The 24150-nt window shown below is 66.4% G+C and carries 25 protein-coding genes; 7 read left to right on the plus strand and 18 right to left on the minus strand.

The window, feature by feature from the left end; genetic code table 11:
- Positions 1–28: 28 nt before the first annotated feature.
- From TPAU_RS11080 to TPAU_RS11095, 4 genes are all read right to left on the minus strand, one after another.
- Positions 29–1423, minus strand: coding sequence for a PE-PPE domain-containing protein (locus tag TPAU_RS11080; RefSeq protein WP_013126844.1), 1395 nt, complete (start codon positions 1421–1423; stop codon positions 29–31).
- Positions 1424–1638: 215 nt separating this feature from the next.
- A complete protein-coding gene (locus tag TPAU_RS11085) occupies positions 1639–2262 on the minus strand; it encodes a DUF305 domain-containing protein (RefSeq protein ID WP_013126845.1) in 624 nt (207 codons plus the stop codon).
- 80 nt (positions 2263–2342) lie between these two features.
- Positions 2343–2732 carry a hypothetical protein gene (locus tag TPAU_RS11090; RefSeq protein ID WP_147291085.1) on the minus strand — a complete coding sequence of 130 codons (390 nt, stop codon included), beginning with the start codon at positions 2730–2732 and terminating at the stop codon, positions 2343–2345.
- Between the two features lie 32 nt (positions 2733–2764).
- Positions 2765–3442: a FadR/GntR family transcriptional regulator gene (locus tag TPAU_RS11095; RefSeq protein WP_013126847.1), complete on the minus strand. Its 678-nt coding sequence runs from the start codon at positions 3440–3442 to the stop codon at positions 2765–2767.
- Positions 3443–3525: 83 nt separating this feature from the next.
- Between TPAU_RS11095 and TPAU_RS11100 the strand changes: the two genes are divergently transcribed.
- Positions 3526–4767, plus strand: coding sequence for a CynX/NimT family MFS transporter (locus TPAU_RS11100; RefSeq protein ID WP_013126848.1), 1242 nt, complete (start codon positions 3526–3528; stop codon positions 4765–4767).
- An 8-nt stretch (positions 4768–4775) separates the two neighbouring features.
- Here the strand turns inward: TPAU_RS11100 and TPAU_RS11105 are convergent, their stop codons facing one another.
- The 4 genes from TPAU_RS11105 to TPAU_RS11120 form a co-directional block, all read right to left on the minus strand.
- The gene (locus TPAU_RS11105; protein ID WP_147291086.1) at positions 4776–5342 is read right to left on the minus strand and encodes a vitamin K epoxide reductase family protein; all 567 of its coding nucleotides are present in this window, start codon (positions 5340–5342) and stop codon (positions 4776–4778) included.
- Positions 5343–5389: 47 nt separating this feature from the next.
- Positions 5390–7756, minus strand: coding sequence for an ATP-binding cassette domain-containing protein (locus TPAU_RS11110; RefSeq protein WP_013126850.1), 2367 nt, complete (start codon positions 7754–7756; stop codon positions 5390–5392).
- Between the two features lie 59 nt (positions 7757–7815).
- Complete coding sequence (locus TPAU_RS11115; RefSeq protein WP_013126851.1) at positions 7816–8307, minus strand: hypothetical protein; 492 nt, start codon at positions 8305–8307, stop codon at positions 7816–7818.
- A 162-nt stretch (positions 8308–8469) separates the two neighbouring features.
- The gene (locus TPAU_RS11120) at positions 8470–8994 is read right to left on the minus strand and encodes a TetR/AcrR family transcriptional regulator (protein WP_245537913.1); all 525 of its coding nucleotides are present in this window, start codon (positions 8992–8994) and stop codon (positions 8470–8472) included.
- 170 nt (positions 8995–9164) lie between these two features.
- On the opposite strand from TPAU_RS11120, the gene TPAU_RS11125 reads away from it, so the two are divergent.
- The 5 genes from TPAU_RS11125 (at position 9165) to TPAU_RS11145 (ending at position 14187) form a co-directional block, all read left to right on the plus strand.
- Entirely contained in the window at positions 9165–9935 is a 771-nt protein-coding gene (locus TPAU_RS11125) for a hypothetical protein (protein WP_013126853.1), read from the plus strand.
- A 416-nt stretch (positions 9936–10351) separates the two neighbouring features.
- Entirely contained in the window at positions 10352–11650 is a 1299-nt protein-coding gene (locus TPAU_RS11130; RefSeq protein WP_160160263.1) for a CoA transferase, read from the plus strand.
- A gap of 20 nt (positions 11651–11670) precedes the next feature.
- Positions 11671–12579, plus strand: a complete 909-nt coding sequence (locus TPAU_RS11135) for a YncE family protein (RefSeq protein ID WP_013126855.1) — start codon at positions 11671–11673, stop codon at positions 12577–12579.
- Between the two features lie 38 nt (positions 12580–12617).
- Positions 12618–13568, plus strand: coding sequence for a 3-hydroxyacyl-CoA dehydrogenase NAD-binding domain-containing protein (locus TPAU_RS11140; RefSeq protein WP_013126856.1), 951 nt, complete (start codon positions 12618–12620; stop codon positions 13566–13568).
- A gap of 88 nt (positions 13569–13656) precedes the next feature.
- On the plus strand, positions 13657–14187 hold the full coding sequence (locus TPAU_RS11145) for a hypothetical protein (protein WP_013126857.1): 531 nt from the start codon (positions 13657–13659) through the stop codon (positions 14185–14187).
- 563 nt (positions 14188–14750) lie between these two features.
- On the opposite strand, the gene TPAU_RS11150 is transcribed toward TPAU_RS11145, so the two are convergent.
- The 8 genes from TPAU_RS11150 to TPAU_RS11185 form a co-directional block, all read right to left on the minus strand.
- Positions 14751–16091: a cytochrome P450 gene (locus TPAU_RS11150; protein ID WP_013126858.1), complete on the minus strand. Its 1341-nt coding sequence runs from the start codon at positions 16089–16091 to the stop codon at positions 14751–14753.
- Entirely contained in the window at positions 16091–17182 is a 1092-nt protein-coding gene (locus tag TPAU_RS11155) for a CaiB/BaiF CoA transferase family protein (protein ID WP_013126859.1), read from the minus strand. Before TPAU_RS11155 ends, TPAU_RS11150 begins: the two co-directional genes overlap by 1 nt.
- Entirely contained in the window at positions 17179–18249 is a 1071-nt protein-coding gene (locus tag TPAU_RS11160; RefSeq protein ID WP_013126860.1) for a phosphotransferase family protein, read from the minus strand. The genes TPAU_RS11155 and TPAU_RS11160 overlap by 4 nt, the downstream gene beginning before the upstream one ends.
- A complete protein-coding gene (locus TPAU_RS11165) occupies positions 18246–18971 on the minus strand; it encodes an SDR family NAD(P)-dependent oxidoreductase (protein WP_013126861.1) in 726 nt (241 codons plus the stop codon). Before TPAU_RS11165 ends, TPAU_RS11160 begins: the two co-directional genes overlap by 4 nt.
- Positions 18971–19957, minus strand: coding sequence for a 3-oxoacyl-ACP synthase III family protein (locus TPAU_RS11170; RefSeq protein WP_013126862.1), 987 nt, complete (start codon positions 19955–19957; stop codon positions 18971–18973). Before TPAU_RS11170 ends, TPAU_RS11165 begins: the two co-directional genes overlap by 1 nt.
- A 656-nt stretch (positions 19958–20613) precedes the next feature.
- Positions 20614–21051: an arsenate-mycothiol transferase ArsC gene (locus tag TPAU_RS11175; RefSeq protein WP_013126863.1), complete on the minus strand. Its 438-nt coding sequence runs from the start codon at positions 21049–21051 to the stop codon at positions 20614–20616.
- Positions 21051–22148 carry an ACR3 family arsenite efflux transporter gene (gene arsB / locus TPAU_RS11180; protein WP_013126864.1) on the minus strand — a complete coding sequence of 366 codons (1098 nt, stop codon included), beginning with the start codon at positions 22146–22148 and terminating at the stop codon, positions 21051–21053. The genes TPAU_RS11175 and arsB overlap by 1 nt, the downstream gene beginning before the upstream one ends.
- On the minus strand, positions 22145–22570 hold the full coding sequence (locus TPAU_RS11185; RefSeq protein WP_013126865.1) for an ArsI/CadI family heavy metal resistance metalloenzyme: 426 nt from the start codon (positions 22568–22570) through the stop codon (positions 22145–22147). The genes arsB and TPAU_RS11185 overlap by 4 nt, the downstream gene beginning before the upstream one ends.
- 102 nt (positions 22571–22672) lie before the next feature.
- Between TPAU_RS11185 and TPAU_RS11190 the strand changes: the two genes are divergently transcribed.
- Complete coding sequence (locus TPAU_RS11190; protein ID WP_013126866.1) at positions 22673–23026, plus strand: Rv2640c family ArsR-like transcriptional regulator; 354 nt, start codon at positions 22673–22675, stop codon at positions 23024–23026.
- Between the two features lie 45 nt (positions 23027–23071).
- Here the strand turns inward: TPAU_RS11190 and arr are convergent, their stop codons facing one another.
- Together arr and TPAU_RS11200 are read right to left on the minus strand one after the other, a co-directional pair.
- Positions 23072–23482, minus strand: a complete 411-nt coding sequence (arr, locus tag TPAU_RS11195) for an NAD(+)--rifampin ADP-ribosyltransferase (protein ID WP_013126867.1) — start codon at positions 23480–23482, stop codon at positions 23072–23074.
- A 23-nt stretch (positions 23483–23505) separates the two neighbouring features.
- Positions 23506–24078, minus strand: a complete 573-nt coding sequence (locus TPAU_RS11200) for an HAD family acid phosphatase (RefSeq protein ID WP_013126868.1) — start codon at positions 24076–24078, stop codon at positions 23506–23508.
- Positions 24079–24150: the final 72 nt, after the last annotated feature.

Here is a 24150-nt window from a genome sequence, read left to right on the forward strand (position 1 = left end):
GGCCCGGTCCGCACCCCGGAGCTCGGCGTCAGGCTGCGACTGCCGTCGTCGGGCTCGCATCGGACTGTAGCGCCGGAGAATCGGCGGTGTCGGTGCCGTCGCTGCGGTCCGGCGTCACCTGGTCCGAACCTCCGCCATCGCCGACGGAAGAGGCATCGGAATCCGCGCCGTCGGCCCCACGTGCGTACTCCTCCGACACGTCACGCGCGGCGACCGCGCTGTCGGTGTCCGTCACCGGGTCCGCCCGAGGAGGTTCAGCTGCCGGTCGTTCCGCCCCGCCTGCGTTCGACCTGCGAAGGAGATCGGCAACAGGGAGGGCGTCGCTGCGGTCCATACCGTGGCGCAGGGTGGAAGGGACGTGCTGCGCTGCTGCGGGGACGGCTCGCACCGGCTCTTCGGGGGGCAGCCAGGGATTGACTGCACCGGGCTCGGGCACCGGGATCACACGGTTGAGGACCGCGTCGAGTGACGTCGGGACCGGCGTACCGGTCGAGCGCAGCAATCGCATCCAGGGGTTCTCTCCGGTATCGATCACCACCCATGTGGTGCCGTCCTCGGTCCAGCTCCGCTTCGACGAGCCATCGGCGTAGATCGATTCGGTGACTGTGCGCCCGTCCCGCCGCACGGTCTCGACCCGTACCGGAACCTCTCCCTGGGAACCCGGGGTGTAGGGCTCGCCGCCATGGACGGGGGAGTACCTGCCGATGTATTCGGCGGTGTACCCGGAACCGTGCAGCATGAACCCCGGGAATGCGTAGAACACGGATGAGACAGGATTTCCTACACCACAGGCGATATCACCCTTGATGCAGATTCCAACGACAGTCGCGCCGGACGCACCGTCGTTGCGGATCGGGCCGGTGTGCAGCCCCGGGACCCCTGCCGGGATCACGTTCCACATGCCGGTGCGAATGAAGCTGGGACCGCCCTGTTCGACGAAGGTGAGTCTCGGACCACCGCCGCCCGACGGCGCGGGATGGTCCTTGCCGTAACGGATCACGGCGAGCCCGACCACGTCGGCGCCCTGCGAGATCGTGTACACGACGACCTCGTCGTCGTGGGCCGCAGCGGCCTCGACGGCCTTGACGGTGGCGTTCGCACCCTCGTCGACGGACTGCGCGTAGGTCGTCCGCCGGTCTTGACTGAGCGCCAGTCCGGGCCAACCGATACCGAATTGAGCCGAGTAGGGCACGAACACCGGTGGCGTGCCGGAATGATCGCGACCGATGCGGGCCCACTGGTCCTTGCCGGTGGGGTCGTTGGCACCGCCCACCACCACGATGGTCTTCGCGGCCGCCTGGGCCAGGAGGCCTGAGGCGGGTCCGGCGAGGAGGAAGGCTCCGACGAGTCCCGCGCCGGCCGCGGCGACGCAGGTGCAGGCACCGGGAGTACGGGCGGCGGGACGACGGTGGCTGGACGACATGGGCGTTCTCTTTCGTCACGGCTGCGCGGGACGGGCTCCCACGAGCCCGATGATTATGCGCAGCCGAACACCGTGCGCGAGGCCGAATCCACCCTTCCTCAATCGTCGCTTTCAGCCCTTTTTGTACCCGTGCGAATGAGCACTCGACGGGCTCGCTCCACCACCGGAAAGCAGTGGGGCGGCGCGCCCCGAGGACGCCGCCCCACTGCGTCGAATCAGCCGAGCAGCTTCTGCATCCGGCCGATTTCGGCCTGTTGTCCCGCCTTGATCGCGGAGGCGATCCGGCGAGCCTCCTCATTGACCCCGGATGCGAGTTCGGTATCGGCCATGGCGATCGCGCCGCGATGGTGCTCGATCATCATCGTCAGCCATTCCCGATCGAACTCAGCGCCACGCAATGTATTCAGGCGTTGCATCTGGTCGGGCGTCATCATGCCGTCCATCGCATGTGCCATCGTCGCTGAAGGGGCGGGCTTGCCCCACGACGCGAGTAGGCGCGTGAACGCGTCCATTTCGGGTTGCTGGGCGCCTTTGATCTCGGCGGCGAGACCGACGACGTCGGTACTCGCGTTCTTACCGTCGACCATGTTCGCCATGTCCACGGCCTGGGCGTGGTGCGGGTACATCATGGTCGCGAAGGTCACGTCGGTGTCGTTGAACGCCGCTGTGACCGCGGCGGAGGAAGCGGCCGAGGACGCCGCGTGGCCGCCGTGTCCGCCGTCGGGAGTGGATCGGGCGGCCGTAGCCCCCTGATCTGCCGACGAACAGGCCGACAGGATCGATGTTGCCGCGGCGAATGCGGTCAGGGCTGTGGCCATACGGGTACGAGAGATGGTCATGGTTGTCGGTTCCTCACTCGGAGTCTGCTGGTTGTGGATAGCTGCGAGCGCGCCGCGGCGGGGCCGCGCGCGGGCGTCGATCAGATCCGTAGGAGGCAGAGGTCGGTGAGGGAGAGGACGGTCCAGGGCGGGGGGCCGCGGGCGAGGGCTGCACGGGCGCGAGGTTCCTGGCCCACGCCGGCGTCGAGGTAGGGAAGAACGGCGACCAGCGCGGGGGAGCCGATCGACGAGTGTGTGACGACGGGGCCCGCGCAGTCATGCGCCTGGTGATCGTGAACGGCATCGAGGGACGGCTTACCCGCGTGCGTCTCGTGCTGAAGGCCGGCCGCCGTGGCGGTGGGCGGCGCATCATGCCCGGCGGTGGGCATCTGGTGCCCGGCCGGCGTGAGCCCGGTGTGCATGAGAATCACCGCGAGCCCGAGGACGACGGCGAACCCGAAGGCCACCGCTCTCGTTCGCACCGCTCGCACGCCGAAAGGATACCCCACTGGGGTATCTGAGGTCAGCGGCGACGCAGCCGAACCTCGTTGAGCAGATGCTGCGCCGCATCCCGCGCACCCTGGGCGTCGCCGGCGATCACCGCCTCGACGAGCGTGATGTGACCCGATTCGTACGAGGTTGCGGCACCGACGGGGAACTCCTCCAGCTGCTCCTGCAGAACCGGCACGAGGGAGTCGTAGAACTCGAGGTAAACGGTGTTGTGACTGGCGGCGACGATGCCGCGGTGCATGGCGAGGTCGGCCCGCACCGCCTCCTCCTCACTGCCCGCGGCCACCCGCTCCGGCGACCACAATTCGTTGCGGCGAGCGAGCAGGCGGCGAAGCTCGATGATGTCGTCCTCGTCGCGGCGGAGCGCGGCGAGGCCCGCGGCGGTCACGTCGAGCGCCTCGCGCAGTTCCAGAAGGTCGGTGTCGCGTGCTGCGGAGAAGTAGTCGCCCAGCGCCGAGGAGGCGCATGCCGACAGCACGTAGGTTCCCGACCCCTGGCGGCGCTCCAGCATTCCGGCATGGACGAGCGCCTGCACGGCCTCACGGACGGTGTTGCGCGCGGTACCGGTGAGCTCGCGCAGCTCGGTCTCGGTGGGGATCCGGCTGCCCACAGGCCAACGGCCACCTGCGATCTCGGCGCGGAGTTGCTCGGTGACCTGCGCGATCAAGGTCTGTCGTCGTACGGGCTGCATCACATTCATCCTATCCGCGCGTTATCACCTTGCCACTATACGTCCATTCATCCTATGATTTGCCTCGACCGTAAGGAGGCCGAATGACCAGCACCGCGACCGATCCGGAGACGTCGGAGGGCAGTACCGTCGTGCGATCGATGATGCAGGGCCGCGCACTGGTCCTTGTGGCGATCCTGCTGTTCGCCTTGACGCTGCGCGCCGCCGTGACCTCGCTGACGCCGCTGCTCACTGAGATCAGTCACGAGGTCGGTTTCGGCGCCACGGTGATCGGCGTCTTCGGCATGCTTCCGACCGCGATGTTCGCCGCCGCGGGCATCGTGACCCCGATACTGACCGGCCGGTTCGGCCTCGAACGCACCACCCTGATGGCGGTGGCCGCCACGGCGATCGGCGTGGCGGTGCGCGCGACCATGTCCGGCACCGGAGGTCTGCTGGCCTTCTCGTGCCTGGCGCTGCTCGGCATGGGCATCGGAAACGTGGTGATCCCGCCGTTGGTCAAGCGCTACTTCTCGGAGCGCGTCGCGTTCCTCAGCACGGCGTACCTCACGTGCGTCCAATTGGGCACGATGGTGCCCGCACTGACCGCGGTCCCGGTGGCCGACGCCCTGGGTTGGCGCTTCTCGCTCGGCATGTGGGCGATCATCCCGATCGCCGCCTTCCTTCCGTGGCTCGGCATCGTCCTGGCCCGCCGTGGCCACGACGTCGCCGATGTCTCCGCGGAGGAGATCGCCGAGCCCAAGGGCCAGGTGTGGCGCTCTCCGCTCGCGTGGGGCGCGGCCGCCATGTTCGGCATGACCTCGCTGTGCACGTACTCGATGTTCACCTGGATCCCGACGATCCTCTCGGACTCGGGTGGCAGTGCAGCCCTGGGCGGCAATATGGTCGCCCTCTTCTCCGGCGTCGGCTTCGTGGCCACCTTGGTGATCCCGGGAATCTGCGTGCGGATGCGTAACCCGTTCCCGCTGGTCCTGGTCTTCCTGATGTTCTTCGTGATCGGTTTCCTCGGCCTGCTGCTCGCGCCGATGACCAACACCTGGTTGTGGGTGATCGCGGCCGGCCTCGGACCGACCACATTCCCGATGGCGCTCACCCTCGTCAACCTGCGCACCCGTACCGGCGCCGGGTCGGCCGCCCTGTCGGGTTTCATGCAGGGAGTGGGCTACCTCGCCGCATGCGCCGGCCCGCTGGGCTTCGGCCTGCTGCACGAGATGACCGGTGGATGGACCGCACCCTTCATGATGCTGTTCGTGTGCCTGGTGATCCTGGGTGTCGGCGCCTACCAGGCATGCCGGCCGCGCATGCTCGAGGACACCTGGAACTGAGCGAGTCGCTAGAACTTGCTGCTCCAGTAGTCCCAGAAGGCGGTCGCGATCAGCGTGATGACCACGATGTACCAGACCAGGACGAGTGCGGCCAAGCCCTGCTTGACCTGCAGGGTGGCCCGCTCGCCGAGCGCGCCGGCGGTCGCTACCGCGGTCACCACGGGCTGCACGGTCCACACCAGCATGCACCACAGGCACAGTGCCCTGATGTCGTAGAGGCTGGCGTGGATCAGATACATCAGGAGCACCAGGCCCGCCGCCGATCCGACCGCCAGGCCGGTCCAGTACCACCGGGGGAGCGGCACACCACCAGCGGTGAGTACGCCGGTCACGATCACAACGGTGAACGCCACCAGGCCGAGCAGGGGGTTGGGGAATCCGAACACAGCACCCTGCGCCGACTCCATGATCGACCCGCACGACAGCACACCGTCGATGCTGCATCCCGGTCGGAACGAGGGATCCTGGAGGAGCTTGATCCGGTCGATGGTCAGCATCGCAGACGCAAGGAGTCCCAGCGCGCCGGTGACGATCAGCACCGCTCCGGACGGGCGACGATTTTCAACAGTGGCCACGCCGCGATAGTAGGCGAGTCTCCTGTGCAGTCGCTGTCAGCGCGCCGTCAGTCCCGGATGTAGGTGGCCAGGTGCTCTGCGGTCAGGGACGTTCGTCCCGCGACCAGATCGGCGGGGGTGCCCTCGAACACGATCCGGCCGCCATCGTGGCCGGCTCCGGGTCCGATATCGATGATCCAGTCGCCGTGGGCCATCACCGCCTGGTGGTGCTCGATCACGATCACCGACTTGCCGGAATCGACCAGTCGGTCCAGCAACGCGAGTAGTTGCTCCACATCGGCGAGGTGCAGACCGGTGGTGGGCTCGTCGAGCACCAGGACGCCGCCCTTGTCACCCATGTGCGTGGCGAGCTTGAGTCGCTGACGCTCGCCGCCCGAGAGAGTGGTCAGCGGTTGCCCCAGCCCGACGTAGCCCAGGCCCACGTCGTCGAGGTGGCCGAGGATCTTGTGGGCGGCGGGGATCTTCGCCTCACCCGTACCGAAGAACTCGAGCGCCTCGGCGACCGGTAGTGCAAGCACTTCGCTGATGTCCTTACCGCCGAAGTGGTAGTCGAGAACCGATGCTTGGAACCGTTTGCCCTCGCACTCTTCACAGGTGGTGGAGACGCCCGCCATGATGCCGAGGTCGGTGTAGATGACGCCGGCGCCGTTGCACGCGGGGCAGGCTCCCTCGGAATTGGCGCTGAACAGGCCCGGTTTGACGCCATTGACTTTGGCGAAGGCCTTGCGGATGTGATCGAGCAGGCCGGTGTAGGTCGCGGGATTGCTACGCCGGCTGCCCTTGATCGGGGTCTGGTCGACGGTGACGACGCCCTCGCGCGGGCTCACGGAGCCGTGGATCAGCGAACTCTTCCCGGAACCTGCGACACCGGTGACCACGACGAGCACACCGAGGGGGATATCGACGTCGACGTCCTGGAGGTTGTGCTCGGTCGCGCCCCGTACTTCGAGGTGACCCGACGGAGTGCGAACCTCTTCCTTCAGTCGAGCCCGATCGTCGAGGTGACGCCCGGTGAGAGTGTCCGCCGCCCGTAGGTCTTCGACGGTGCCTTCGAAGACGATCTCTCCGCCCGCGGTACCGGCCCGGGGCCCGAGGTCGACGACGTGGTCGGCGATCGCGATCGCCTCTGGCTTGTGTTCGACGACGAGCACGGTGTTGCCCTTGTCGCGCAGCCGCAACAGCAGATCGTTCATCCGGGCGATGTCGTGCGGGTGCAGGCCGATCGTGGGCTCGTCGAACACGTAGGTGATGTCGGTGAGCGAGCTGTTCAGGTGCCGGATCATCTTGGTGCGCTGCGCCTCGCCGCCCGACAGTGTGCCTGCGGGCCGGTCGAGCGAGAGGTAGCCCAGCCCGATCTCGACGAACGAGTCCAGGGTCTGCTGGAGGTTCTCCAGCAGAGGAGCAACGGACGGATCGTCGACGGTGCGGATCCAGTCGGCGAGCTCGTTGATCTGCATCGCGCAGCAGTCGGCGATGGACGTGCCGTTGATCGTCGACGACCGGGCGAGTTCCGAGAGCCGGGTGCCATCGCACTCCGGGCACACGCTGAACGCGACGGCGCGCTCGACGAACGCGCGAACGTGCGGCTGCATCGCGTCGACGTCCTTCGATAGGAAGGATTTCTGAATCTTGGGGATGATTCCCTCGTAGGTGAGATTGATCCCCTCCACCTTGATCTTGGTGGGCTCCTTGTAGAGCAGGTCGTTCAGCTCACGCTTGGTGTATTTCGCGATCGGTTTGGCCGGATCGAAGAAGCCGCTACCACGATAGATCCGGCCCTGCCAGCCATCCATGCTGTAGCCGGGGATGGTGAACGGATTCTCGTCGAGTGACTTGCTGTCGTCGTAGAGCGCCGTCAGATCGATGTCGTTGACCGAACCGCGGCCCTCGCAGCGCGGGCACATGCCGCCGGTGATGCTGAAGCTGACCCGCTCTGTGACTTCGCGTCCGCCCTTACCGTGTTTGACCGCGCCGGCACCGCTGACCGAGGCGACGTTGAACGAGTACGCCTGGGGCGAACCGATATGCGGGGTGGCCAAGCGGCTGAACAAGATCCGGAGCATGGCGTTCGCGTCGGTCGCCGTGCCGACGGTCGACCGCGGGTCGGACCCGATCCGTTCTTGACCGACGATGATCGCGGTGGTGAGTCCGTCGAGGACGTCGACGTCGGGTCGCGCAAGGGTGGGCATGAAGCCCTGCACGAAGGCGCTGTAGGTCTCATTGATCAGTCGCTGCGACTCGGCCGCGATGGTCCCGAACACCAGCGAGCTCTTGCCGGACCCGGATACGCCGGTGAACACGGTGAGCCGTCGTTTCGGCAGCTCGATGCTCACATTCTTGAGGTTGTTCTCGCGCGCACCGTGCACGCGGATCATCTCGTGAGTGTCGGCGATGTGCACGGCGGGCACAGACATGAACGCTCCTGGTGTCGTCGAGGCGGCAACCGGATCAGGCTACCGTCACTCCGCGACGATCACGCGTTGTACTGGGAGAACTTCGCCTCACCCCACTTGTACCGGCCACCCATCGAATCGAGCGTCGACCGCCCGAAGGACTCGAGATCGTCGAACCCGCTCCAATTGTCGGCGCCGCAGGTGAGTCCGAACTCGTACACGTCGGTGCCGAGCAGGTGCTTCACACCAACGGCATAGCCCTCGATATCAGTGACCAACATGGGCATCCGGTGCATGTCCACCATGAGGTCGTTGTCGACCGGGTTGAATGAGATGAGCTTCTCGCCGGACTCCGAAAGCCGCCATTTCAGCACCGGGGCCGGCTTATCTTTCGCCGAGATCTCAAGCACCTCGGAGAGGCGCTGTGAGCAATCCTTGCTGTAGGTCGCGATCATGGCGGCCACCTGGCGCACCTTGCCCTCGCGTTCGACTCGTTGGGCGCGGGCCTGCTCATCGTGACTCTTGACCAATTCCTGGGCACGACGCAGGATCGACAGCTCTTCATTCGCCATGATTTCACGATAACAGTGTGGGCCCATCCTGCATTGGTTTTCGCCCCGAGAAGAACCGCAGCGCAAAGGGTTTCGACACATCCGAAAACCCTTTCTGAATCACCACTGCGATTAAGCAAAGGGACTTAGTGCATCCCTCAGCCACTATTCGTGATCGCATACTCAGGGCGAGGCGTGCACACGTAGACATCGGTCCACACTCCGCCGCACAGCCGCGTCGTCCAACTCACCACCGACGACCACGCAGAAGTACAACGGCGCTGCCAATGTCTCGATCACGTCGCGTTCGTCCACACCGGAATCCAGTTCACCGCGTGCGATCGCCCTACGGACGACGGGGGCAATCATGCCGATTCGCGCATCGAAGAATTCCTGCCGCGACGCGGCGACGTGCGGATCGGCCGCCATCGCGAGCACGGTGCCGATCAGCCCGGGGATGCCCGGCATGGAGAGGAGCCCCGCAATCTGCTCAGCAACTCGAGTGAGGTCGGTGCGGACGTCGCCGAGATCAGGGGCCGGATTCCCGCTCGCAGCCAGGTCGGAGACGGCGTCCGCCACGAGCGCGGTGCGCGTTGGCCAGCGGCGATAGACGGTCGTCTCGGCCACCCCTGCGTGACTGGCGACCTCGGCGATTGAGAGTCCGTCGAGGCCGCGTTCCCCGAGCTGGGCGATCGTTGCCTCCAGCACGGCGCGACGAACCCGGGCCGAGCGGCCGCCAGTGCGCCGACGCGGCTGCGGAGCTTCTTCCCTAGCGATCATGGTGCATTTGTACGCCATGCACATCGGCCCCGCGAGATCCGCGAGGGTCGCAGGCGGTGCGCTTTATCGCTATACTTGATAGCGATAAAGGAGTGGGTGTGACACCTCGGATCACTACGTCGATCAACAACACGGTCATCGAGCAGGGCGACATCGACGCCTGGGAATCTCGGCGCGCACGGGCGGTCGTGCGCAAACTGGCCCGACACCTCGGACAACGAGGATTCCGCGAGGCCACCGGCGACAACCCAGCGAACCTCGTCGCGTTGCCGGCGGACGACCTCCGCGCGGCACTCACTGCTGCAAAACTCGCCCTCGGTCCGGTCGGTACGTACGCAATGCTCAAACGTGAGCTCGCCGCATCGGAGAGGGTTGCGCGAGTCGGGGCCCGACAGCGCCGGTTCGCGTTCGCCCACACGTCTATTCGCGTCGAGGACGTCTCCGCCGATGGGTTCGCCCGATGGTTCACCTCCCTGGTCGACGAGGACCGCCGTGTCCAGATGCTCAGCGCCTGCCCGGACCACTACTTGCTGCGCCGCACGCCATCTGGTCACCAAGAGGTCGTGGAAACCACGGGCGGCGCTCCCGCGGCGTCCCGCTTCGTCGTGGACTACACCGCAACCACCGGTGTTGCGATCCCCTCCGACTCGACCTTCCCGCTTCAGATCGCTGGGGAGGCGCGCCTCGATGACGGACCAGTCATCGGCGGCGTGCGCCACCAGCTCCGCGATCGAGGTGGCGCAATGGAGGCGTCGCTGTCCGTGCAATTTCCCGCACTAACCCCGCGCCGCCTGCTCCGCGCGCACGAGTGGCACCTTGCCTGCGAGTTCGGAAACTGGGCACGAGCCTACGCAGCCGAGCAGCCGTAGCCGCATTATGCGATTGCATATCGCCAATCATGTTTCCAGGTAAGCCTAGATCAGACAATACGTTCGCAATTCCGAGAAGAGTGCGCGCACACCGCTGTCGGTGGCAGTACTCTCGGATTTACGCGAAGCGAATTGATTCGAAGTGCAACGCATTTCAGTGGCGCCGCACGTCGCACGTCTTCGCCGCACATCACACTTCATTGTGAAAGCGGGGCCACGAGGTGGAGACGTCGAGCGAACTCGCGGCGCGCCTGTTGTCGAATCTCGCGGCACCGCGAACACAGGCAGACGTTCCGGTGCGCGGTCACCTTGATCAGGTCCTCGCGATGTGTGGCGCTGAAGTGGCGGATATCGGTGGAGACCTGAGCTTTTCGGGCGCCGACCCCATCATCGCCAGCCGCCTTCCATTCGGGACGATGTCGGCGGTCGGCCTCGCCGCGAAAGCGGCTCTGATCGCCAAAGCCTGGCGCGTGCGCACCGGTATCGGACAGGATATCCACGTCGACGTGCCGCTCGCCCTCCGCCGGTTTTCGCCGTTCGCCGAGGGGAAGTGGGAATTGGTCAACGGGTTCCCCGGTAAGGCCGACCCGTATAACCCCTTCGGTTCTCCCAACCCGTTGTTCCATCGCACCCGCGACGGCCAGTGGATCATGATGCTCAACATCTATCCCGCCATTCGTGAGCGGGCAGTGCGGCTTCTCGGCGCCGGCGGATCCGGGGATGCGATCGCCGATGCAGTCGCCCGCTGGGACGGTGCGGAGCTCGAACGCGCCGCTGCCGACGCCGGCGTGGTCGGGGCGTTGGCTCGGCCCGTCTCCGACATCGTCACACATCCGGCCTTCACGGAGTCCGTGGGCGCGATGCCGCTGATCAGCGTCGATAAGGTAGCCGACGGTGAGCCGGTGCCGTTCACCACGAATCCGCGCTCGCCGCTCGACGGGATCCGGGCGCTGGGCACCGCACACGTGATCGCCGGGCCGTCGATCGGGAGGGGATTGGCACTGCACGGCGCCGACGTCCTCAACGTGTGGCGTCCTTCGGATGTCGAGCAGGAGCTCTTCCACTACACCTCGCACGTCGGCACCCGGTCGACGCGCCTGGAGCTCTCAGACCCGGCGCAGCGCGAGACCTTCCTCGGCCTCGCGGCCACCGCGGACGTCTACTACTCGAACCGTCGGCCGGGGTGGCGCGAGCGGTTCGGCATCGGACCGGACGAACTGCAGGCCGCCAATCCGAACCTGGTCGACGTCCAAGTGCTCTACGCGGGGGAGACGGGGCCGTGGTCCGACCGCGTCGGCTTCGACATCAGCGCGGGCGCGGCCTGGGGGCTCAACAACATCGAGGGCACCGACGAGGTGCCGGCGCACCCTCCGATTTACGTGATCTGCGACTACGTCGTGGGCTGGCTCGCCGCTGCGGGTGCGGTGGCGGCCCTGATCCGTCGCGCGACCGAGGGCGGCTCGTACCGGGTGCGGGTATCGCTGTCCCGGTGCGCGCTGTGGCTGCCGGAAATGACCGTCTTCGACCGCGACTTCGCCCACTCCATTGCCGGTTCCGGCCCCGGCCATGTGTACCCGGATCCCGAACAGTTCACCGTCGAGACGCCACTCGGTACCTACACGGGGGTCAGCGAGACGGTCCGGATGTCGGCTACTCCCGGCTCGTACACCTACCCGCTCACGCCACTCGGCTCGTGGAAGCCGTCCTGGCTCTAGCCCGAAGACAAGGGGATCCCATGACCGATGCCAAGCTGTACGTCCTCCAGATCCGTCCGCGTGCCGAGATCATCGAACTGGCACCCGACGGGTCGGGCGTACGTACCGTCGCCGATGTCACCGGGTACTTTCCCGACGGCATCGTGGTCGACGAATCCACCTCGTCGATCCTGTGGACACATATGGGCACCCCGACCGACGTTCCCAAGGGCGAGTTCTTCGAGATGGACGGCGCGATATTTCGCACGTCCGCGCAGGGGAGTACCGAGCCGCTCATCGGATGGGGCCAGATCGTGACGCCGAAGCAGCTGACGGGCGACTTCGAGCGCGGTCATCTGTACTGGGGCGATCGCGAGGGCATGCGCCTGATGCGGTCGGGGCTCGACGGTGCGAACGTGACAGTGCTCGTGCGCACCGGTGTCTTTCCCAGGGACTCCGCGGATGCGGCTCTGCATTGCGTCGGCGTCACCGTCGATCACCGCAACGACCGGGTCTTCTGGACGCAGAAGGGCGCGCCGGACAGCGGCACGGGACGCATCTTCACCGCCGGTATCGACCTGCCCACCGGTGCGACACCTGACGATCGCGGAGACATCACCGTCGTGGCTGCGGACCTACCCGAGCCGATCGACCTCGAGTACGACGACGCCGAGAACGCTCTCTACTGGACCGACCGAGGTGACCTCCCGGAAGGAAATTCGCTGAATCGCATCCGGTTCGACGGAGCCACGGCCGGACCGAAAGAGGTACTCGCGACGGGACTTCAGGAAGGGATCGGCCTAGCGCTCGACCGGGAGGGGCGGCGAGCCTTCGTCAGCGATTTGGCAGGCAACATCCTCGCGGTGAATCTCGACGGTGCACACGATGCCCGGGTGATCGCGAAGCTCGGGATGCTCACCGGCATCGCTTACGCCGCAGCGGTGCGATAACCGGACTCAACCAATCGGACGACAGTGGGAGTGGAACCATGGCAACGGATATCAGGAAGATCGGCATCGTCGGCACCGGAACCATCGGTGCCAGCTGGGCGGCGTTCTACCTCTCGCGGGGACTCGACGTGGCCGCGACTGACCCGGCCGACGGGGCCGAAGGCAGGCTCCGCGCATACGTCGACACCGCTCTCGCGGAGATCAGCGAGCACGGGTTGCTCCAGCCTGGTTCCGAATCAGCGCAATTGACATTCGACTCCGACCTCGGATCCGGCTTGGCCGGAGTCGATTTCGTTCAGGAGAACGGCCCGGAGCGGATCGACATCAAGCACTCACTTCTGCAGTCCATCGAAACCGCCGTGGGGCCGGACGTGATCATCGCGAGCAGCTCGTCCGGCCTGAAGGTCTCCGATATGCAGGAGGCCATGTCGGCGCCCGAACGCATGATCCTGGGACACCCGTTCAATCCACCGCATGTGGTTCCTCTGGTCGAGGTCGCGGGCGGCACGAAGACGAGCGAAGACGTGGTCGCGCGCACCCTGAGTTTCTACCAGGCGCAGGGCAAGGTGCCGGTGCATCTGCGTAAGGAGATGAAGGGCCACATCGCCAATCGGATCCAGGCCGCCGTGGTGCGCGAGGTCTTCTATCTGGTGCAGGAGGGGGTGGCCTCGGTCGAAGACATCGACAAGGCGCTGTCGCAGGGGCCCGGTCTACGGTGGGCGGTGCTCGGACAGTTCGTCAACTCGAGCCTCGGCGGCGGGCCCGGCGGGTTCAAGGCGATGATGTCGAAGTTCGCACCCGCGCTGGAAGCGTGGTGGGCCGACCTCGGCACCATCACCACGGCGTCCGACGAACTGGTGACGAACATCAGCGATCAGTTGGACGCGATCTTCGCCGAGCACTCCAGCGACAAGATCGCCGCGGCGCGCGATCAAGTGGTCTTCTCGACGATCAAGGCCAAGCTCGCGGAGCCCGATCTACCGTACTGATCCTGATTCTGCTGAGAGCGATCACGCATCGACACACCCTCACCTGCGGTGTAATCATGTAATCATCACATCGTTCAAGGAGGTCGTGATGATGACAGGACGAGGACCGGGGCGCCAGCGCGGTACAACACCCGGCGCCGACGATGCAGGTGATTGGTTCTCCGGCCGGCTCCCGGAGGCCTGGTTCGACGGTCCGCCCACGGTGACCGTCGATCGCGACGAGATCGTCGTGGTAGGCGACCTACCCGTGGCCGCCGACGAATCCGCGGCCCAGTTTGAGGGTCGCGCCGCGCGATTCCGCGAGGATACCCGTGAGCAGCGGATGCAGATCGCCGACGAGGCACAGGGCCGGTATCAGCGACGCGTGTCGTGGGGCGTCCGCGGCGCTGGTGCGACAATTCTGTACACGCATCAGGCGGTTCCGGTGATGACGCGACTGCGGCAGCCCGAACGGCTCGTCCTGGACACTCTGGTCGACAGCGGCGTAGCGCGGTCTCGGGCCGACGCCCTGGCATGGTGCGTCCGGCTCGTCGGCGAGCACACCGATGAATGGCTGGCGCAATTGCGTGAGGCGATGAAGAACGTCGACGATGTCCGCGAGCGCGGACCCGAGCTGTAAACGGAGTACCGCCCGAGGGGAAAACCCCACGACAAATACGTCACAGTGACAGAATTGCAGGATGAGGGCCCGGCGGCACTCAACCAGAGAGGTCGGGGCCGGCAACGCCTGCATGTATCGAACGTAGACCCAGACGGGACTCACGGCCGCGCGGGGCAAGCCGATGACTGCGTTACCAATCCGAGAATCGCGCACCGGAGTTGAGCGAGACCGGCGGATGCGCCAACTCGACTGAGGGTGCGTCACAAACAGTGATGACAGCCAGCGGCAACGCGGACTGCTGCATACGGACATGGAATGGACCGGCGCGCATGGTGACCCAGGGTCCCACATCCACGGTTCACCGATAATCTACATTATGACATTGAGAGCTAGCGATGTTCACAAGTATCAGCGTCTTTGTGTCGCGATCAGATCGGTCATAGATCTGCACGGCCGCCGGTTGAAACAGGCTCGGACTGGGGAACGATGGCCTGAGACGTTGTGAACGGTGAGCAAGGTCGGGTGGTCTACTTCACTGATTGCCCCGCAGCCGGTCGGCGAGTGATGGAGCGGGGTCTCATTCAGGCGCTGTGTGCGAATTGGAGTTGCAATCCTTTCGGTCGCGTGGTGACAGCCTCGGACATGTGCAGGGTGTAGTCCGGGTCGCCGTGAACGTCGAAGTCACGCAGTAGCACGGCGAGGGCGAGCGTGAGCTCATGCAGCGCGAAGGCTCGTCCGATACATTGCCGTGGTCCGTGGCCGAACGGCTTGAACAGCGAAGCGACACGGGCTTTCCCGGTCTCGGGATGGAGGAACCGGTCGGGGTCGAAGTCGTCGGCGCGCGGCCCCCATGAGGTGTCGCGTTGCGCGGCGAGCAGAACCACGAACACCCATTCCCCGGCCGCAATAGCGTGACCACCGAGCTGGGTGTCGTACTTGGCCTGTCGGAACACGCCAGATGTCGGCGGCCACAGGCGCAGCGTCTCATGGACAACGGCACGCGTATACCGCAGCCGCGCGACGTCGGCGTACTCGCGCGGGTCAACGCTCGCGGCTTCTACTCGGACGCGGTCCGCAACGTCGGGATGCGTGGCCAGAAAGTGCAGGGCGGTCGCCATCGACGATGCCGTTGTCTCGTGTCCTGCGAGTAGGAACACCACCGCGTGGTCGCGCACCTCTTCGGGTCGCAGCTCAACGCCCGCCGGGGGGTTGAGTAGGTGGTGCAGGATATCCCGGTGTGTGGCGCCGTCGGCGGTTCTCTTTCGTGCCGCGCGGTCAACGATCTCGTGCAGCATCGCGACATCGCGATCGAAGGCACGCCAGGTCCGCGGCCGGCGGCGGCGATCCCATCGCGGCGCGATCATCGACGTGCTAGTGATCGCCCGCAGAGTCCTGGTGAGAGCAGTGCTTACGGGCGATGGCTCGCCACCGATCACGACGTCGGACTCTCCGAAGGTGGTCATGCAGGCGATATGGAGGGTGAGGGCGCTGGTGAATTCGAACGTGTCGACGGCTCCGTCGGCGCACCGCAAGTATTCGGCGGCACGATCGAGGGACTCGACGATGACGTGGTGGTAGCCCTCCATCGGTCCGCGAGCGAACGCCGGTGCGGCGGCAGCGTGCCCGCGCGCCCAGTCGGCACCGTCGGGCTGGATGAGCATGCCTTGTCCCGCGAGCGGGCGCAATGCGCGCAGGGGCGGGCCGACGTACTTGCGCCAATTCTCGTCGTCGAATACCGCGTCGGCGAGCTCAGCCGAGCCGACCGCGACGAAGTCGTGGCCGGCAAAGGTGCGCTTGAGGATCGGTCCCCATTCGCGGAATTGAGCGGTGGCCTGTTGCATCGGGTGCGCTCGGTCGATGCCGAGCACGTCGCCGAGGAACGGGACGCGCCAGGGCGGGTGCGGGATGCTGTCGGCGGCCATCAGACGCCTTTCCGCATCGCGAGTTCCGCACGGACGGTGTCTGTGTCGGCGCCCGCGGCCGGTGCCGGGCCGGATAGTCGATAGTCCTGCCCGTTTACCCGTGCGGGAGGCGCGAGGTAGGTGAAGTCCCCGTACAGCGGGGAGGTCTCGTCGACGAACGCGCCGCGCTCAGTCAGAGCCGGATCGGTACGCGCCTCCCCCGCATCGCGGTAGGCGGGTGCTAGGGCCAGACGGTGCGTTCTGCCCAGCTCGAGCCATTCGGCGAGCGTCTTCGAAGCGAACAGTTCCGGTAGGCCGCCGGGGTCCGTCGCGCCAGTGGCGGTGCAGAACCGCTGCCATTGACGGGGTTCCACACCGGCGAAGGCGACAGCACCGTCGCCCTTGGTGCGATGGACGGCGTACCTGGGCCCGCGGAGCACCGCCTCGGCCGCTGCGGCGTCGACGCCCTCACGGCCGGCGTTCGTTTCGTATGTCACCCGCATGACGTCGGCAGCGAGCATCGCCTCGGCCCCTGAAACATCGAGGGAGCAGCCCTGTCCGGTGCTGGCGCGTCGCACCAGAGCCGCAGTGACGTGTTCCACCGCGGCGTGCGCGACCGCAACGGCCGCGGTGCCGTCGCCGGATACACCGCCCGCGTCCGCTCCCCCGCACGTGGCCCCCGCGACGGCCGCCATGGTGAGGCCGTGGGCGGGCTGATCGCGGTAGACGGTGTCAGCGCCGAATCCGGTGATCCTGCAGTAGATCAAATGTGGGGCGTTGAGGTAACCCTCGTCGAGGCCCCACCGCGCGACGGCGGAGGGCGGATATCCGAGGACCAGAACGTCGGCGTCGCGGGCCAGCTCGGCGACGAACGTCCGGTCGTCCTCGGCATCCATATCCGCGGTGACGCTGCGTTTCCCGCGGTTCAGCTGTACGAACGGCGGGCTGAACCCGGGCGCGAGGGCGCCGAAGACGTGGCGAAGCAGGTCGCCTCCGGGCGGCTCCACCTTGATTACGTCGGCGCCGAGGTCCGCGAGGGTCATGCCGGCGAGCGCGCCGCTGAGCAGCGGTGCAAGCTCGACTACACGGACACCGTCCAGGAGGTTCGTCATTGCTGCTCCATCAGGGTGAGGCCGCGGCGCGCGGCGGTGTCGGCCATGGCGGCGAATCCCGCTCGCATGGCTTCGTTTCCACGCCGGGCACTGGCGGCGACTCGCCCCTCGAGCGCGGTGGCGAGGCGGAGCATCGCCAGGCCCTGGTAGCGCGGGAGGTCGGTGAGGTCGCGTCCGGTGGCGGCGGCGTACCGGCCGGCGAGCGCGGTCCATTGTGGCAACAGGGCGTGCGCAGCCGGGTCGCCGCCGCCGAGTGTGAACGCCGCCATCAGCGGATCCTCCTCGGGCGTGACCCACCGCGCCGTGAGGTACGCAAGGTCCACCAGGGGGTCGCCAGCGGCAGCCGTCTCCCAGTCCAGCACAGCCGCGACGCGCGGCGGACCGTCGACCGTGCCCATGATGTTGAGCGGACAGTAGTCGCCGTGGATGAGGCCCCTTCGCTCGTGCGCGGGCGGGGCCCCGGTCACGGCCTCGGCCAACTCGTCGATGAGCGGGGTGTCCCGGGTGCGGAACCGTGCACGCATTTCGCGGCCCTTACGGTCCTGCGATTCCCAGAACGTCCCGCGCAAAGGCCGGACGGGCACCGTCGTCACGTCGATCGCGGCGATCCGGACGAGGACGTCGACGATGTCCTCGGCGAGTGCCGCACCGTCGGCGGTGGTCCGACAGTTGGGCGGCGGCGCACCGTGCAGGGTACGCCCGTCGATCCGATCGAGGACGACAAAGTCTCGCCTGGTCGGGCGGTCGTCTCCTGCCGCGAAAACCACGGCTGCGTGCGGAACACCCGATCCCGCGAGGGATTCGATGATCGTCGCCTCGCGGGTGAGGTCGAACGCGCCTCTGAAATAGGCCTGGGCGTGAGCGGGCGCGACCCGCAGGATCCAATGGTGATAGTCGCGGTCGAGGGTGTAAATGCTGTGACTGTTCCCCGCCGTTTGGTCCAACGGCGCGGCGACTAGTGGACCGTCACCCGGGAGGCGCTCCGCGAGATATGCTGTGATCAGGCCGAGTTCGTTGACGGACGGTGCGGCGGCGCCGGACCCGCGGGGGCTCTCGGTGGTAGTCATCGCAGGCCTCCGTCGACAGGGATGGTGGTGCCGGTGATCCACGCGGCGGCGGGCGAGAGCAGAAAGGCGATGATCCCGACCACGTCGTCCGGGGTGCCATTGCGCCCCACCGCGGTGCGAGCGGCGATCAGGTCGAGCATCTCAGGGGGCGTCGTGCGGCGCGAAAGCGCGTTGTCGACGACGCCGAGCTCCACCGTGTTGCAGGTGACCCCCCGCCGCCCGAGTTCCGCGGCGGCGACACCGGTCAACGCATCCGCGGCCGCCTTCGACGCGGTGTACGCCGCGCTGCCGGGCAGGCCGAAACGCACGTTCGCGGAAGAGATCGTGATCACCCGCCCGCCCTCGGTCATCCGCCGCCCTCCGTGGTGCAGGTACTCGTAGAGCGCGTCCACATTGACGGCAAACGCCTTCCGCCACGTCTCGCGCGAGAGGCGATGCAGCTTGTCCGACTCCGCGTGAGCGGCGTTGTGCACCAGGGCGTCGAGCCGGCCGTGCGCGCCGAGCACACCGTCAATCAGACCCGCCGCGGTATCCGAGTCCTCCAGGTCCGCAATATGTTCAGTGACTTTCGCCCCCGCCTCCCGGCAGTCGGCGGAACAAACGGCCAGCCGCGCACCGTCGGACCCTCCGTGCAGCGCGAGGTCGTACTCCGGCGCCAGTCGCCGTGCCAACGCAGCCCCGATCGACCCGGACGCCCCTGTGATCAGCGCGACCCGCCGCATCAATACCACCGCAGAACGATGACGGCGCCGTTGACTCCGGCCCCACCTGTCGCGAAAAGTATCAGATCGCCGCGCTGGAAGCCGATCTCTTCTTCGGCCTTGACGCTAGTGAGCGGGAGCGACGCCGAGGTGGTGTTGCCGATCCTCCTGCCGACGGTGCTGATCCGTCGCGGGTCCACGCCGAGGGCGTCCCCCATCGATGCCAGCATGCGGACATTCGCCTGGTGCAGTATGAAGTGCTCGACATCCTGCAGGGTCATCGAAAGCTCGCCGAGCACCTTGTTCATCATCTGTGGCAGGAAAGTCGCGAAGACCTGCGTGAGGGTGTGGCCGTCCATGTCCATCAGGTCCTCGCCGAGCGGGACGGTGCCCGGATACGGGGCGTGCAGCGCCTCGACGTACGTGGACTCGGTGAGCAGCAACTCGCCCAGGATGCCGTACCCCTCGGGCACCGGCCCCATCACAAACGCACCGGCACCGTCGCCGAAGAGCGGCGCGACACGGCGATCCGTCATGTCAACCGAACCCTCCACCCGGTGCGACCCTACGATTAGAGCCTCGCTCGCCATGCCCGCACGGTAGTAGGCGTGCGCGGTGACCATCCCCTGCGCGAAACCCGCGCACGCCGCGTCCAGGTTGAGCGCGGGAATGTGCCCCAGCTCAAGCCGGCTGTGGACGTCGAAGGCGTGCGCCGGGAGTCTACGGTCCGGGTTGGAACAGGCCGTGACCAGCAGTTCCGGATGCGCCCGTCCACCCGTCCGGCCGACAGTGTCCGCCATCGCCGCCCGACACGCGGCCGCAGCCATGTCGGCGACCCGCTCCCCAGAACGGGCCCGCCGACGGCTATGCACGCCCGTGCGCTCCTCGATCCACTCCACGGTGGTGTTCGCACCCCGGGCGATCTCCTCGTTGTCAACCACCTCGCTGGGCAGGTACCCACCCATCCCGAGAATGCCGAAGCCTGAACCAATCGACGCGGAGCGCATAGCGCTTACTTCCCTGTTCGGAGTCCTATTGGCAGACCATTAGATACCCACAGCAATTCGAGCGCACACGCACAGCCACGCCAAGTTGCGGAGATCACAGCGCCGAACGACCGGCGACCAAATGGGCGATCGCCACCTTCTCCGAAGGGACACTTTGGCCGCGCGCGGACGAGCCGCCCGGCGAGCACGTCGCAGTGGAGCACGCTCAGATTGCCGTGCAGCCGAACAACTCCCCCCCCCCGAATTTTTCTACGCCCCCCGCATGAGGCGACAGATGCGTGCCAGCACACGCTGATGCTCCCAGGAGTTCGTCAGCCGCACCCTCTTCAAGACCGGGGCAGCTCCCGGCGACGCCGGGCAGGGGGAGCTGACGCAGGCTTCGCAATTGCCTGCCGCTGCGACGAAGACGCTGGAGTCGCAGCTGGGCGGGATCGTGCGCGCGCAGCAGGAGGGAGGAGGTTCAACGACCGTAACCATTCGCCCCTGGTCACAGGTACCGTGCGAGCACTTCCTGCACAGCACATTCAGCGTCGCAAGGCTTCTTTATGTGGTCTAACCTTGCAATCACTATCCGCGGATACATGATGTTGCGTTGCAACATAATTGCCGATCTATCTACGTTACGCAGGTCAGTGGACGAGCACCGACTGTGCTGGTCACTCCCCGGCGAGCTCGGCAGCCAAGGCGCTGACACGTCTGGCGATGTCGTCACGCACAAGACGCATCCGATCGATTCCGTTGATACCTCGCGCTGAGGGCTCGTCGGTATCCCAGTTGATCAGGCGTACGCCAACGGGCGGGTCGATGACTGCTTCGCGACCGAGCGTGACAACGAGATCCACGCGCACGAGCAGCTCCGGATCGATCGACTTCGGCGCCTCGCCGGTGATGTCGATGCCGATCTCCGCAAGAGATGCGGCCGACAGGCTGTTGATCGCAGCGCCGGGCTTGGTGCCGGCGGAGTGCACTTCGACCGCGCCCCCGGCGGCCTGCCGCATCAGGCCGGCAGCCATCTGCGACTTCCCACCGTTCTTCACGCAGACGAACAGCACACGCGGCCTGGCTTTTCCGGCCGACTTCGATGCTTCCGCCATTAGTGTGCCCCCTTCACACCGGTCTCCGCGACCGGCGAGGCGATCGTGAATCTCCGTCGTAACGCCAGCGAGACGTACACCAGGCCTACGAGCACCGGAACCTCGATCAGGGGACCGACGACTCCCGCCAGCGCCTGCCCCGAGGTGGCACCGTACGTTGCGATCGCGACGGCGATCGCCAACTCGAAGTTGTTGCCCGCAGCAGTGAATGCCACTGTGGTCGTGCGTTCGTAGCCCAAGCCCATCGCAGCGCCGAGCAGATAGCCACCACCCCACATGATGCCGAAGTACACCAGCAGCGGAATCGCGATCCTCGCGACATCCCAAGGACGCGAAGTGATCTGATCGCCCTGCAAGGCGAACAACACGACGATGGTGAACAGCAGCCCGTACAGCGCCCACGGGCCGACGATGGGCAGGTACACCGATTCGTACCAATCTCGCCCTTTGCGCTTTTCCCCGATCCGGCGGGAGAGATAGCCCGCCGCCAACGGGATACCGAGGAAGACGATCACCGACGCGGCGATCTGCCACATCGACGCATCGATCGCCGCCTGCTCCAGCCCGAGCCAGCCGGGCAGCACAGTGAGATAGAACCATCCGAGCACCGCGAACATGACCACTTGGAACACTGAGTTCAGCGCGACGAGAACGGCGGCAGCCTCGCGGTCGCCGCAGGCGAGGTCGTTCCAGATGATCACCATGGCGATGCACCGCGCCAGGCCCACGATGATGAGGCCGGTGCGGTACTCAGGAAGGTCCGGTAGGAATAGCCACGCGAGCGCGAACATGAGCGCCGGCCCGATGATCCAATTCAGCACCAGGGAGGCGAGGAGCAGTGTGCGGTCGCAGGTGACGGTGCCGAGCCGGTCGTAACGAACCTTCGCGAGCACCGGGTACATCATGACCAACAACCCTAGGGCGATCGGTAAAGAGACACCGTCGAGCTGGATCCGCTCCAGTGCGGAGTTCAGCCCCGGGATCATCCTGCCGAGCAGCAGGCCCGTGAGCATGGCGGCGCCGATCCAGAGGGGCAGAAACCGATCCAGGGGCGACAACTTCCCCACGACCCGGGGTCCTGCGGCGGGCGATGTCACAGCGCGCCGCAGTCGCACGCCGCGGTCGCGGCGACCTGCGTTCCGCCGCCGAAGGTCTCGGCATCGGCGAGAACGGTGTAGACCTCCCACCGCTCCCCTCCCGGGCCCGACACCCACACCTTGTCCTGCGTAGCGAAACAGCAGGTGGTACCGATCTCCTCCTCGGTGAACAAACCTGCCTCCGTCAAGCGCGCGATTTCCGCATGAACGGTGTTACTGGATTCGACCTCGATGCCGAGGTGATTCAGAGTGCCGCCCTGGCCCGGGTTCTCGATGAGAACCAGCTTGAGCGCGGGATCGGCGATCGAGAAGTTCGCGTAGCCTGGTTTGACCTTCGTCGGACCGGTGCCGAACAGCTTGGCATAGAAGGCGATCGACGCTTCGAGATCGTCGACGTTGAGCGCTAGTTGAGCGCGGGACATGGCGGGAACCCCCTAGCTATGCGACGTATGTCAAATTAATTCCAGTCCCTGTTCTACGCCACCTCTTCGACATATGTCAATATGGTCCGGTAGTGTCGAGCTATGCCCAAGGCCCTGCCCGTGATCGACATGACCGACCCGGTGTGCTGCGCACCCGTCGCCGCATCGCCCGCCGACGATGCGGCCGCCCTTGACGTCGCATTGCGCCTCAAAGCCCTGGCCGATCCCGTTCGAGTGAAGCTGCTGTCGCTACTGTTCACGTGCGGCGAGCCCTGCACGACCGGCTCGCTCGCCGCCGCCGTCGACCTCACGGAATCCACTGTGAGCCACCACCTCAGCCAGCTCCGCACTGCCGGCTTCATCTCGTCGCAGCGGCATGGGATGAGTATGCATCACTCCCCTCGCCGAGAGTCGCTGGCCGCCCTGTGCAAGGTTCTCGATCCGAATTGTTGTTGATCAGAATCAGTTCGGGCGAGATGCGAGACCCGTAGTTCCAGCCCGCTAATTGATGATCTCGGCACGGTCATCCGCTTGAATCGCGGCAAGCCGGTCGCGCCAGACCTGCAGGGCTTCAGGCGTCAGCCGCGTCCAATCCCTGACTTCGCGGACGATGCGCAGCGGTGCGGCACTGCGGTAGGAGCGCGTGGGGTTCCCCGGGAACTTCTTATCGGTGACGTTCGGATCGTCTTCGAAGTCCCCCGTCGGCTCCACCTCGTACACCCTCGGTTCCCCCGACCCCGCGGCGAGTTCGGCTGCCAGACCGGCACCGTCGGGCAGGGCGGTGAAGTAGATGTGGTTCATCACCACCTCAGGTCGATAGTTGGACCGGAAGCCAGCAGTCAGTAGGTCTCCTACCGTGAGATCCGCCTTCGTGCCGTGGAAGAACGGCCCCGATTCGCTCGTCACGTCCATCCCGGCAGCGTACCGCCGTTCGACTACTGAAGGGTCTCGTCGTAGTCCGGGAGTTTGAAGGCCTTCTCGTAGTTCCCACCGGTGAAGTCACCCGGCCGGTTCCCCACGTTCGCGGTGATGGTGTAGCCCTCGCCGGTGTACTTCTCCCGGCATGCCTGCTTGCTGTCAGTGGCGTGCTTCGCGGTCTGCGGGGTGCGCGGGCACATCGCGTCCACGGGGTATCCGACCGAGGTCACCGCGGCGGTCGCACTCTCGGCACTCTTCCGATACGAGGCGAACAGGACGGCGAAGCCGATCTGCTTGGCGTGCTGAGCGAACTCGAGAACCTCCGGGGTGGCCTGGCCCGGCCGGTAGTCGGTCTGCAGGGCGGTGTTGTCGATGTCGAGGACGATCGCGAGACGCTCGCCGCCCTGCTGCTTGCGCTGATCCAGCCAGTTCGTTCCGCCGGCCATCGCAGCGCGCACGTCGGCGCGCCAGGTGTCGTAATTCGGCGGTGCCGCATTGACAGTGGCTGGAGCGAGAGTGCCGATACTGGCGGCAGCAAGAACCACGGTGGCGATCCGGGCGGCGGCTCGGCTGCGGAAAGAGAGCGTCATAGTCAGCACTAGAACCGCCGGATCCCACCAGGCGATCAACGCGGCGGACCAGCACGGTGAACACTGGCGGAA

This window comes from Tsukamurella paurometabola DSM 20162 (genome assembly GCF_000092225.1).
Taxonomy (GTDB): Bacteria; Actinomycetota; Actinomycetes; order Mycobacteriales; family Mycobacteriaceae; genus Tsukamurella; species Tsukamurella paurometabola.